The sequence below is a fragment of the uncultured Streptococcus sp. genome (assembly GCF_963518475.1).
Taxonomy (GTDB): domain Bacteria; phylum Bacillota; class Bacilli; order Lactobacillales; family Streptococcaceae; genus Streptococcus.
Map to the genome: position 1 here is coordinate 1 of NZ_CAUQJA010000021.1, position 12722 is coordinate 12722.

Consider the following 12722-nt stretch of genomic DNA (forward strand, 5'->3'; position numbering starts at 1 on the left):
CTAGTGCAGTAGCTTCAGCTTCAGCGTCAACAAGTGCGGTAGCAAGTGCTTCAGCATCGACTAGCGCAGTGGCTTCAGCTTCAGCATCTACTAGTGCAGTAGCTTCAGCTTCAGCATCGACAAGTACTTCGATTTCTGTTTCAAATTCAGCAAACCATTCGAACTCACAAGTTGGAAATACATCTGAATCAGCAGGTAAATCACAAAAAGAATTACCAAATACAGGTACTAAGTCATCAACTGGATCTGTACTACTTGGAGCTCTAGCAGCTGTTACAGGTATTGGATTGGTTGCAAAACGCCGTAAACGTGATGAAGAAGAGTAAGATAACCTATAAATTTAGGCTAAACTAACCCTCGCGCGTAAATAATAGAAACCCCTTGGAAAATTAGAATTTTCAAGGGGTTTTACTATTATATAGCTGAAATTTTGACTAAAAAATTGTATAATAACTATAAGGAGAAATGCGCTAGTGGATGATAAAATAACGGTCATTGTACCAGTATACAATGTGGAAAACTATCTGAGGAAATGCCTAGATAGTATTATGGCTCAAACATATAAAAATATTGAAATTATTGTCGTTAATGATGGTTCTACTGATACTTCAGGTGAGATTTGTAAAGAATTTTCAGGAATGGATCACCGAATCATCTATATAGAACAAGAAAATGCTGGTCTTTCTGCCGCACGAAATACCGGTCTGAATAATATGTCCGGAGATTATGTGACTTTTGTAGACTCGGATGATTGGATTGAACAAGATTATATAGAAACTCTATATAAAAAAATAGTAGAGTATCAGGCTGATATTGCGGTTGGAAATTATTATTCTTACAATGAAGATGAGGAGACATATTATTTCCATATATATGGGAATTCCTACTATGAGAAAGTATATGATAATATTTCTATTTTTGAGAATTTGTATGAATCTCAAGAAATGAAGAGTTTTGCTTTGATATCTGCTTGGGGCAAACTCTATAAAGCGAAATTGTTTGATTATCTCCGATTTGATAAAGGAAAACTCGGCGAAGATGGTTATTTTAATCAAAAAATGTACTTATCTGTAAATAAAGTAGTTTATTTAAACAAAGGTCTGTACGCATATCGTCAGAGAAGTGGAAGTATTACAAAAACTTGGACAGAAAAGTGGATGCATGCCTTGGTTGATGCTATGTCTGAGCGTATTACACTACTAGCTAATATGGGTTATCCACTTGAGAAGCACTTAGCAGTTTATCGTCAGATGTTGGAAGTCAGTCTCACGAACGGTCAAGCTAGTGGTTTATCTGACACAGCAACGTATAAAGAGTTTGAAATGAAAAGAACTCTTTTAAATCAGTTATCAAGACAGGAACAAGGGGAAAAGAAAGCCATTGTACTAGCAGCAAACTATGGCTATGTGGACCAAGTTTTAACGACTATCAAGTCTATTTGTTATCATAATCGTTCTATTCGGTTTTATCTGATTAATAGTGATTTTCCTAACGAATGGTTGAAACAATTAAATAAACGATTAGAAAAGTTTGATTCAGAAATTATTAATTGCCGAGTCACATCTGAGCAAATTTCGCGTTATAAAACGGATATTAGTTATACTGTTTTTTTGCGCTATTTTGTGGCTGATTTCGTGAAAGAAGACAAAGCTCTTTATTTAGACTGCGATTTAGTAGTAACAAAAAATCTAGATGGTTTATTTGCTACAGATTTACAGGACTATCCTTTGGCTGCTATTCGAGATTTTGGAGGCAGAGCTTATTTTGGTCGAGAAATCTTTAATGCAGGTGTTTTCTTGATTAATAATGCTCTTTGGAAGCAAGAGCATATAACTCAAAAGTTGATTGATTTAACCAATGAATGGCATGATAAAGTGGATCAGGCTGATCAAAGTATTTTAAATATGCTTTTTGAAAATAAATGGCTAGAACTAGATTTTGATAATAATCATATTGTCATTCATGAACGCTTCGCAAACTATAGTTTTCCAGATGGGCAAGAATATCCAGGAATCATCCATTATTTATCAGAGAGAAAGCCTTGGCAGGTACATGCTGGACAAACCTATCGTGATGTTTGGTGGTATTACCATGATATGGAATGGACAGAGTTAGGAAAAAATCATCATTTACATTCTCTAAAAAAAATGCATCTTTATCCTATAAAAGTTCCATTTTCTTGTTTGATTTATACAGCTTCAGATCAAATTGAGCAGCTGGAAACATTAATAGTGGCTTTACCAGAAGTGCAATTTAAGATTGCAGCAAGAGTAATCGTTAGTGAGAATCTTTCTAGACTTGTTGTGTATCCAAACGTTACTGTCTATTCTGGAACAGTATCTTTAGAGGAATTGGATAGAGAATTGGTGGAAAGTTGTCAGCTTCTTTTAGATATCAACTATGGTGAGAAGGAAGTAGAGATATTAGAGCAATTTACTTCTCAAAATAAACCAATTTTAGCCTTTGAAAATACTAAATCGTATGAAGCGAATCAAGAGATATATCAGATTGATCAAGTTTCAGAAATGATAGAGAGAATAAGAGAGTTAAATAGATGAGGAAAAATACTGTGCGAGGCGATGCACTAATTTTAACTGTAAGTGATCAGATTGAACAATTAGAATATATTTTAGAAAACTTACCAGATATTTGTTTTCATATTGCAGCTCCTGTACAGTTTTCTGAAAAGATAAGAGTACTGGAGTCAAAATATAATGTCCGTCTCGTGACAGTTACAACTGATCAGCAAATTGACTTTCTAGTGAATATGTGTGATTTCCTACTAGATATCAATCATTTTCAAGAAGTAGATGCTATTGTATCAAGGTTTGTTCAGATTGGGAAACCTGCCTTTGCTTTTGACAATACAGTCCATGGAAATCAGGGGCAGGAAGTTTTTCTATCAAGTACACCAGATAAATTGGTTTTTAGAGTGAGAGAGTATCAGGATGAAGTCAGAGTAGGCATCAATTATCAAGAAAAAATCATCCAAGATGGGACTTGGAATGTCTTTCAAATTGATGATAGGGCTCACTTCATTGTAGGAACTAATGTCATCTGTAGAAATTTTGAAAATTTCCATGTCTCTTCTGGTAAGGTAATACTGCATGATGGTGTTTTTATCAATAACTCTTGTAGTTTTAACTGTATGGAAAGAATTGAAATCGGAGCTGGTACCATGATGGGAGAGGGCGTTCGTTTCTATGATCACGACCATATTTATACTGCTGAAACAATCGAAAAATGGCAGTGGACTACAGCGCCAATTAGAGTTGGAAGAGATTGCTGGATAGGAAGTAATGTCACGATTTTAAAGGGAGTGACTATTGGGGATAATACCATTATTGGAGCAGGTTGTCTTATTCGCAATGATGTTCCGTCAAATAGTGTGGTTTATCAAGATAGGAATCTTATTATAAAAAAAAGAAATTAATCTGGAAATGAGTGGAGTATGACTATAAAAAAAGCAATCGTTTTAGGAGCAGATAATAATTATCGTGACAAATTGGAAACAACTATTAAATCTATTTGTTACCATAATAGAGATTTGAAATTTTATATTTTTAATGAAGATATTCCCAAAGAGTGGTTTTATCTGATGGAGAAGAGATTAGAAAAACTTAACTGTGAAATTTTGAATATAGAAATTGATGCAGAAAAAGTAAAGCATTTTTCTACTCCTGATGAACACATCAAGTACATGACTTATTTTCGCTATTTTATTGCAGAATTTGTGAAAGAAGATAGAGCCTTGTATTTGGACTGTGATATGATTGTTCATAGGAACATAGATTCGTTATTTCAGAAAGATTTTGAAGAAAATTATATAATTGCCGTTCCAGATGGTTGGTATAAAAATATTTTTAATGCAGGAATGATGATGGTAAATGTTCATAAATGGAAAACTGATAATATTTGTCAAAATCTTTTAGAGTTGACTGCAGAAAAACATCAAGAAGTCTATGGTGATCAGGGAATCTTAAATCTATTGTTTGAAAATAAGTGGAAGAAAGTATCTCCTCATTATAATTTCATGGTTGGACTTGATACATTGGGTTATTGGGCTCAAAAGCCAGAGTGGTTTTTAAATAGTTGGGATGAAAACTATAAACCTGCTATTATTCATTTTGAAGGTAAAGATAAACCGTGGAATGATTCATTAAAAACAAGATATAGAGAATTGTGGTGGTTTTACAATGGTTTGGATTGGCAAACTATTTTGTTAGAAAAGGATACAAAACCGACATCGTTTAGTGAAATTGCAACAGTTAGTTTATTTCATACAGCGATCTTTACAGATACGCAAGAGTTGGAACATATAGAATATCTAGTAGAAAAACTTCCGAATGTCCATTTTCATATTTTTGCCCATAGTTATTTTGGACCGAGAGTACAAGTGTTGAACCGTTTTTTAAATGTAACTCTTTATCCCAATTATACACCGTATCAATCTCAAGAAATGCTGAGTAAGTTAGATTTTTATCTAGATATCAATCATAACCAGGAAATAGATAATATTATTTCAAAAGTTCACCGTCTATCGAAACCGATATTTGCTTTTGAGAATACGAGTCATGATATAAATAATGGAAGTCTTATATTGTCTTCATCAGAGCCGAAAGAAATGGTAAAAGTTATTAAACAGTTTTTAGGAGAATAATTGCATAGCTTATGGATGAATTAATTAGTATTATAGTTCCAATATATAATGTTGAAGAGTACTTACGAGAGTGTTTAGATAGTATTCAAAAACAAAGTTATCTGAATTTTGAATGTATCATGGTTAATGATGGCTCACCAGATAATTCATCCAAAATCTGTGAAGAATTTGTAGAGAAAGATTCTCGTTTTCGCTATTTTGAAAAGGAAAATGGTGGGGTATCCTCTGCACGAAATCTGGGAATTGAACATTCTAAAGGAGAGTATATCACTTTTATTGATTCGGATGATTGGGTAGATTCTGATTATTTAGAAGTTTTATATACGACTCTTTTAGAAGAAGGAGCAGATATAACTGTCTCGACATATAAGCAATTCAATATAAAAGATAATTGTTTCTACTTTCATATTTTTCAAAGAGGATATGATAAAAAGACATTTACAGGTCAAGAATTGATTGATAATTTGCAAGTATTGTCTTCTTTTGATCATTCTTATGTTTCTTCTAGTAATAAATTGGTGAAGAGTAGACAATTGAAGACAATTCGTTTCAACGAAAAAACAACCTTAGGCGAAGATATGGAATTTTGGTATAAATTATATCTAATTTCTGATAAAATTGTATATGTAAACAAAGATAATTACATTTATCGAACTAGTAGTGATGAATACAAACACTTTGAATTAGAAAAAATTAGGAGTGATATTCAACAACGATTGAATTTTATTGCATTTCTAACTGCTAGAAAGTTAGAAGTTAGTTCGTATGTAGATGACTGTATTGTGTATCTTCGCTATTTACTTGACAAGATAAAATTCGAGGAATTGGAATTTACTCAAACTGCAAGATGGTTGCAAGAGGTACTATTTCTATTAGAAGGATAATATATTAGTCTGTAGGTCAAGAAAAAGTTTTTGTAGATGTTGAGAGGATTGTTTGAAATCAAGAACTAGGAAAAAAGGATATGATAGAAAGTGGAGAGAAATGAAGCTACATATTACCAATCTGTATGGGATGGCTCGAGAAAGTACAGCAACCATTGCTCAAAATGCTGTTCAAAAGATAGCTAGTCAACTAGAATTTAGAGAGTTAGGGATTTATTTTTATCATGCTACTTCTGAAACAGTCGAAGAAAGAAGTAGAAGACTGGACGGGATTCTAGCAAGTGTTTCAATGGGAGATGTAGTGGTTTTTCAGACTCCAACTTGGAATGGTATAGAGTTTGAAAGAGAATTTTTAAGTAAGTTGAAACTTCTCAATGTGAAAATTATTATATTTGTTCATGATGTGATTCCCCTGATGTTTAAAGCAAATGAATTTCTGATGCAGGATTACATCAATCTATACAACATGGCAGATAGTATCATCTTACCATCAGAAGCTATGAAAGAGAAACTGCTTCAAAATGGCCTGAATGTTAAAAAAATTATTTTTCAAAGAATGTGGGATCATCCTCATGATTTGGACTTACATGAACCTATATTTAAAAAAGAAATCTATTTTGCAGGGAATTTAAGCCGTTTCCCAGAATTAAAAACTTGGGAGGGGACAGTTCCTCTAACTGTATTTTCAAATGAAGAACAGCTTTCTTTATCGAATCAAGTTCATATTACAGGTTGGAAGACTGATGAAGAAATGCTCCTAGAGTTATCAAGAGGCGGATTTGGACTGGTTTGGACTACACATCAAAATAAGGAACAAAATATAGATTATTACAGTATGAATGTTTCTTATAAGTTGAGTACTTATTTAGCTGCAGGCATTCCTGTCATTATTCCTGCTACTTTATCTAACTCGGACTTTATAGTAGAGCAAGGATTAGGCGTTGTAGTTGATAACTTAGAGGAAGCAAGCCATTTGGTGGAACAACTATCAGAAGAAGCCTATCTTCAAATGTGTAGTAGAGTACGTTATTTTTCCTTTTTACTAAGTCAAGGTTTTTATGCAAAACAGTTCTTATTGCAAGCAGTTTTTGAATTAGGAATTAGTAACAATCAAACATCACGAGGTATTCGACTATTGACAGTTACAAATAGTCAGGATTTGGAACAAATTGAATACCTAGTAGAACAACTTCCTGAGTGTGATTTTAGTATTGTTGCAAGAACTGTGATGGGGCCGCGTTTAACTGATTTAGCTGAGAAAGAAAATGTGTATCTATATCCTGCTTCGGATTCAGAAAAAATTGAGAAAATACTGGATAAAGCTGATTTATATTTGGATATTAACTATGGTGGGGAAGTAGATGGTATATTTAATGGCTTATTAGAAAAAAATATTCCTTGTTTTGCTTTTTATAAAACACAAAATGGAGAAAGAGGGCAATATCTATTTTCTATAAAAAATGTTGATGCTATGGTAGCTGCAATTAGGAATTATGCTGAAACAAAACAATTGCCCAAGAAGCCATTTGATTTTGAGGTGCAGACCATAGATGAAACGCTTGATTATATTCTGGAGCATCAATCTTCAATCGCTCGATTTGGTGATGGCGAGGCTGCAATCATGCTAGGCCAATCTATTAATTATCAGAAATATGACCCTAAACTTGCAGAAGAATTGAAATTTATTTTTAATCAAGAAAGTAGTCCTACATTAATTATTGGTTTACAAGAAGGATTGAAAAATCGTTTTTCTTTTGTTCCAGATGCTTTGGCCTTTTGGAGACAATATTTAGAGGATTATGAGGAATTTTACCTAGAGTATTGTAAAAATTCTTGGTACGGCTCAACTTTTATTTCCAGACCTTATATTGATTTTTTAGATAAATCAAAAGCTAAATCTCAATTTGAAAAGTTGAAAAAACTATGGGAAGGAAGAGATATCCTTATCGTAGAAGGCTATGCTTCTAGATCTGGGGTAGGAAATGATTTGTTTGATGGAGCTAAGAGCATTAAGCGAATTATTTGCCCGTCTCGACATGCCTATGATAAGAAAAATGAGATAATGGAAGCAATAATGAACCATGCTGATGGACGTTTAGTTTTGTTAATGCTAGGTCCTACAGCTAAGGTTTTAGCCTATGAACTTGCTATCAAGGGTATGCAGGCCATTGATATCGGACATGTAGATTCTGAGTATGAGTGGATGCAGATGGGGGCTGAAAATAAGGTTTTATTACACAACAAGCATACTGCAGAGTTTAATCTAGATACAGAAATAGAATTAGCAGATGATGAAGCATATTTGAGTCAAGTTGTTGTAGACTTGAGTGCAGAATAGTATTGGATATGGAATTTCGGAGGAGAGATGACATCAGATAGAATTGCAATCGTTTTGATTGCTGATCAAGCTTACACAGAACAATTGACTGTGACCATGAAATCTATCATGTATCATAATAAATCCGTTGATTTTTATATTATTAATCAAGGAATTATGACAGACTGGTTTAGAAAAGTTAGACGTGTCGCAAAAATTTTGGGAGGAGCTGTCTACAGTATTCCGTTTGATACGGAAAAAATATCTTGTAAATTGGGAATTCCAAACCACAGCAGTCTAATTGCTTATGTCAAATATTTTATAGCAGATTTAGTGGATAGAGAGAAGGTTCTCTATATTGATAGTGATACTGTCATAAATGGTGATTTAAAGTCTATTTTTTCAATAGAATTAAGTGGTTTTCCAGTTGCTGCTGTAAGAGATATAGATGGAAGTTATAATACTGGTGTTTTGCTTATAGATATTGCTAAATGGAGAGAATTAAGCATTTCGGAACAATGTCTAGAGATTTGTTCAAATAGGAAAAAAGAACAATTAGATCTAGAAGATTTTAAGAATTCTCAGTCGATTTTTAATCAGGTATTTCAAGATAGTTGTTTGGAATTAGATAAAAGTTACAATGTTCAGGTGGGATATGATTTGATTGCTTTTTATAATAATTGGCAGGAACATTTTAATCTAGAATACAATCCGCTTGTTATTCATTATACAACGAATAGAAAGCCGTGGAATAGTTCTGTCTCCTATAGATTTCGTGAAAAATGGTGGGATTTCTATCATCTTGACTTTCAACAGCTGTTAGCCCATCATCTGGATAATTTTAGTTTTGTAAAGGATAAGAAACAAGGTCTTGATTTCTTTACATTTACAACGACAGAGAGCTTTGAAAACATTGAACGTTTAGCAACAACATTTCCAGAACATCGCTTTCATATAGTAGCTTATACAGCTGTAGGCTCATATTTAAATGGTTTGGGACAGTTTGATAATATTTATCTGCATCCAGAGTGCACCACTGCTACTTTGGAGAACTTATTCGAGGATGTAGATGCTTATCTGAATATTAATTATGGGGACATCGATGAAGCCATTTTAAGAAGTATGAAACAGCTCAAGAAACCTATTTTTTCATTTTATGCAACTCACAAGGGAAAGGTAGATCAGTATTTATTTCTAAGAAAAGAAATTGAGAAAATGGAAGATGCTATTCGCTTATTTTCTGAAATTGGGGCAGAGAGATTTAGTCAGGCTTTTAAACAGGAAGAATTGTTTGATATTACAGTCATGTCGATTGATGAGACCTTGGATGAGCTTTTAGCAACGGATAAATCCTTGGTTCGATTTGGAGATGGTGAGTTTAGCTTGATAAACGGCAATAGTATCGCATATCAGGAGTATCAAGAGGACTTAGCTCAAGAAATGAGAGAAATTTTGATAAATGCAGATAAGGAAGATAATGTACTTGTGTGCTTACCAGAAATTTTTGGAATTTTTAAGGGAAATTTTCTCCAAAATAAAGATTCAGAAAATTTTTGGAAAAATGAGTTAGATTATCATGGAAGGTTTTTCCAAGATATTTGCAAGGCAAAGAGATATGGTTCAGCTTGGATTTCAAGACCGTATATTAATAGCGAAGATAAAAGCAAGGTGGCTACTCATTTTGAAAAAATAAAAGAATTGTTTGCAGGCAAGGATATACTTATTGTAGAGGGAGCAACTACACGAGCAGGAGTTGGTAATGATTTATTTAACAATGTTCGCTCTATAAAACGTATTATTTGTCCTTCCCACCATGCTTTTTCAAAGGTGGATGTTATTCAACAAACCGTTTTAAATCACGCGGCGGGACGACTAATTTTACTGATGCTTGGTCCAACAGCCAAAATATTGGCTTATCGGTTGTCTAGATTAGGGTATCGTGCCTTAGACCTTGGCCATATTGATTCTGAATATGAGTGGATGCAAATGGGAGCAGAGACAAAGGTACAGTTAAAACATAAGCATACAGCAGAATTTAATTTTGACCAAGGGATTGAATTTATAGAGGATGAAAACTATAATAATCAAATTGTTGCAGATTTGACTAAGTAGAGAGGTATAAATATATGGATGTTCCATTGATTTCGGTTATTATTCCTGTATATAATGTAGAGGAATACATTGAACATTGTATTAAAAATATTTTGTTACAGACATATACGAATATAGAGGTTATCATTGTCAACGATGGTAGTCTTGATAATAGTATCACTATTGCAAAGAAATTGACAGAAGATGACTCTCGTTTTATCTTTCTTGATAAGGAAAATGGTGGACAGTCGGATGCTCGAAATGCAGGATTAGATATTGCGACGGGTGATTATATCTTTTTTTGTGATCCAGATGACTTTATGTTTGAGAAGAGTATTGAAAATCTGTATTATGCAAGTCAACTAACTGAAGCAGATATTGTCGTAGGATCATTTTGTCGTTTTGAAGAAGGTATGTTTTATTTTTATCCAAAACCCAAAGAAGACGAATTACTGTTTCCGCTCAGTGCTAGAGATGCTATACAAGGTATGGATAGCATGGAGGATTATACCCTCCTCCGCTATTCTGCAGTTTGGGGGAAATTATTCAAAAAGCATTTATTTGATGAAATTCGCTTTCCTAAGGGGAAATATGCAGAAGACCAGTTCATTATGTGGAAACTCTATCTAGCAAGTGAAAAGATGACTCGGTATGATTCAGATATTTATGCCTACAGAATCAATTTTAAAGGACTGACTCAGAACTACAACTTATCTCATTTAGATTTTATAGAAGCGATTGAGGAGCGTATTGAAACCTTGATGGAGATGCCAGACCTAGATTATCCGATGGAACTAGCATTTAATCAATATAAATTTGCTTTAAAGAGAAATTTATCAATGTTAGAGGGAACAGAATTTGTCCAAGAAGAAGCAACAGTGCGCGAAAAGTTGGAGCATGCTGAGAATGGGAATTACCTGTTTTTGAAAGATAAAAGTGAGTGAAATATGGAAAATAAATTAATCAGTATTATTGTGCCGGTTTACAATGTCGAAGAGTATCTCAAACAATGCTTGGATAGCATTCTAGAGCAAACTTTTAGCAATTATGAAGTTATCCTTGTAAATGATGGCTCGACAGATAGCTCAGGTCTAATTTGCCAAGAATACGCTGAAAAAGATGTACGTATTCGTTATTTTGAAAAAGAAAATGGCGGTATTTCGGATGCTCGAAATTATGGAATTGAACAAGCCAAAGGAGAATATCTTACTTTTGTTGATTCAGATGATTTTTTAGATGCATCACATTTGAATGTTCTTTATAATGCATTAGTAGACAATGATGTAGACATCTCTATCGTAAACTATGCTAATTACCAAACTTCTACTGCAACCTTCTATCTTCATACATTTGGAGAATATTATGAAAAAACCTATACTTCAGAAGAGTTGATTGATGATTTATCATTTCTTGAAAGAAATGATTTATCTTTTTCTACTCTCTGGGGCAGCCTATATAAGAAAAATGTATTTTCATTTTTACGTTTTCCTAAAGGTGTGATAGGTGAGGACGTTGCATTAATCTATAAAATGTATACTCAAGTAGATAAAATTGTATATGTTCATAAAGATACCTATATTTACAGAGAAAATGATTCTGGAATATCAAAGAGTAAAATATATCCCCTTGTCACAGCTCAGTTAAATCATATAGCAGAGCGCCTAGCTCTGTTAGCTATTATGGGATATGATGTGACGAAACATTTTAAACACTATAGAACATTCTTAGAAATTACTGAATACAATATGAGAATGGTATGGGGGATGGAAGATACAGAAACCTATCGTCATATTAAGGAAAACTTACAACTTATCTCTTCTAATAAGAGTTAAGGAAGCAAAGGAAATAGAATGCTAGAAACAATCAGTATCATTATTCCCATCTATAATGTGGAGTCCTATCTCAGAAAATGCTTAGATAGTATAATTGAACAATCTTTTCCTTATTTTGAATTGCTTTTAATAAATGATGGCTCTACTGACGCTTCAGCTCAGATTTGTCAAGAGTATGTGGAAAAAGATGACAGAATCCGTTATTTTGAAAAAGAAAACGGTGGAGTTTCTTCAGCTCGTAATTTTGGAATCAAACATTCGAGGGGTGAGTACATTACATTTATTGATTCGGATGATTGGGTTGAACCAAATTATTTAGAGATTTTATACAAGGCAATGAAAGAGCAAGATGCGGATATTGTAGTTGCAAATTATTGTACTTTCCGTGAAAATGACGCAATGTTTTTATTTCATGTTGCTGAAACAAATGAAGCTCTTGTATTTCAACCTGATGATGCTTTTTTTAACTATATGTTTTCAACCTTTGGTACAGATATTTCGTGGGGAAGTGCTTGCAGTAAATTATTTAAAAAGTCTCAGTTTGATCGTCTTTATTTTTCCGAAGACATATCTTGGGCAGAAGATTTTGATTTAATGTATAAATTGTTTTTGATTTCTGAACGTATTATCTATCTTCATAAAGCTCCATATTGTTATCGTGACCGTGGAGACAGTGCTTCTAAATCACCGGGGGAAGAACCTATTCGTCAAAGCTTGAAAGTTTCAGAAAATCGTTTACTAAATCTTGCTTTGGTAGGAATTGATTTAACGGAAGCTAGAAAGCATCACATTGGGTTATTACAGTGGATGAAGTATAATATGGGAACAGTATGGGATATGTCTGATACGGTCACTTTTAAAAAAATAGAGCAGCAATTATGGCTACTAGATTTAAAAAATAGAGGTAAGAGTACCTAGACAGTCTTTATAGTTTTATA

At 33.4% G+C, this 12722-nt stretch carries 10 protein-coding genes and 1 pseudogene; all 11 read left to right on the top strand.

Annotated elements, in window-relative coordinates:
- A partial coding sequence (locus RYK12_RS08140; RefSeq protein ID WP_314848376.1) for an LPXTG cell wall anchor domain-containing protein occupies positions 1 to 326 on the top strand: 326 nt, incomplete at its 5' end.
- A 147-nt stretch (positions 327 to 473) separates the two neighbouring features.
- A complete protein-coding gene (locus RYK12_RS08145; protein WP_125393981.1) occupies positions 474 to 2558 on the top strand; it encodes a glycosyltransferase in 2085 nt (694 codons plus the stop codon).
- Complete coding sequence (locus RYK12_RS08150) at positions 2555 to 3433, top strand: acyltransferase (RefSeq protein WP_125393982.1); 879 nt, start codon at positions 2555 to 2557, stop codon at positions 3431 to 3433. Before RYK12_RS08145 ends, RYK12_RS08150 begins: the two co-directional genes overlap by 4 nt.
- 18 nt (positions 3434 to 3451) lie before the next feature.
- Positions 3452 to 4660: a glycosyltransferase gene (locus tag RYK12_RS08155; RefSeq protein WP_125393983.1), complete on the top strand. Its 1209-nt coding sequence runs from the start codon at positions 3452 to 3454 to the stop codon at positions 4658 to 4660.
- 11 nt (positions 4661 to 4671) lie between these two features.
- Positions 4672 to 5544 carry a glycosyltransferase family 2 protein gene (locus RYK12_RS08160; protein WP_314848380.1) on the top strand — a complete coding sequence of 291 codons (873 nt, stop codon included), beginning with the start codon at positions 4672 to 4674 and terminating at the stop codon, positions 5542 to 5544.
- A 100-nt stretch (positions 5545 to 5644) separates the two neighbouring features.
- A pseudogene (locus RYK12_RS08165) lies at positions 5645 to 6646 on the top strand (sugar transferase); the annotation flags it as partial.
- Positions 6647 to 7015: 369 nt separating this feature from the next.
- Entirely contained in the window at positions 7016 to 7882 is an 867-nt protein-coding gene (locus RYK12_RS08170) for an SP_1767 family glycosyltransferase (protein ID WP_260468268.1), read from the top strand.
- Positions 7883 to 7909: 27 nt separating this feature from the next.
- On the top strand, positions 7910 to 9973 hold the full coding sequence (locus RYK12_RS08175; protein ID WP_314848382.1) for an SP_1767 family glycosyltransferase: 2064 nt from the start codon (positions 7910 to 7912) through the stop codon (positions 9971 to 9973).
- A 14-nt stretch (positions 9974 to 9987) separates the two neighbouring features.
- Complete coding sequence (locus RYK12_RS08180) at positions 9988 to 10896, top strand: glycosyltransferase family 2 protein (protein ID WP_314848383.1); 909 nt, start codon at positions 9988 to 9990, stop codon at positions 10894 to 10896.
- A gap of 3 nt (positions 10897 to 10899) precedes the next feature.
- On the top strand, positions 10900 to 11784 hold the full coding sequence (locus RYK12_RS08185) for a glycosyltransferase family 2 protein (RefSeq protein WP_125393177.1): 885 nt from the start codon (positions 10900 to 10902) through the stop codon (positions 11782 to 11784).
- 18 nt (positions 11785 to 11802) lie between these two features.
- On the top strand, positions 11803 to 12702 hold the full coding sequence (locus RYK12_RS08190; protein WP_314848386.1) for a glycosyltransferase family 2 protein: 900 nt from the start codon (positions 11803 to 11805) through the stop codon (positions 12700 to 12702).
- Positions 12703 to 12722 lie beyond the last annotated feature (20 nt).

Excerpts from the sequence above, each read along its gene's own strand:
- RYK12_RS08155 (WP_125393983.1), top strand. The coding sequence starts at position 3,452 with ATGACTATAAAAAAAGCAATCGTTTTAGGAGCAGATAATAATTATCGT.
- RYK12_RS08150 (WP_125393982.1), top strand. The coding sequence starts at position 2,555 with ATGAGGAAAAATACTGTGCGAGGCGATGCACTAATTTTAACTGTAAGT.
- RYK12_RS08160 (WP_314848380.1), top strand. The coding sequence starts at position 4,672 with ATGGATGAATTAATTAGTATTATAGTTCCAATATATAATGTTGAAGAG.
- RYK12_RS08175 (WP_314848382.1), top strand. The coding sequence starts at position 7,910 with ATGACATCAGATAGAATTGCAATCGTTTTGATTGCTGATCAAGCTTAC.
- RYK12_RS08180 (WP_314848383.1), top strand. The coding sequence starts at position 9,988 with ATGGATGTTCCATTGATTTCGGTTATTATTCCTGTATATAATGTAGAG.
- RYK12_RS08190 (WP_314848386.1), top strand. The coding sequence starts at position 11,803 with ATGCTAGAAACAATCAGTATCATTATTCCCATCTATAATGTGGAGTCC.
- RYK12_RS08185 (WP_125393177.1), top strand. The coding sequence starts at position 10,900 with ATGGAAAATAAATTAATCAGTATTATTGTGCCGGTTTACAATGTCGAA.
- RYK12_RS08170 (WP_260468268.1), top strand. The coding sequence starts at position 7,016 with ATGGTAGCTGCAATTAGGAATTATGCTGAAACAAAACAATTGCCCAAG.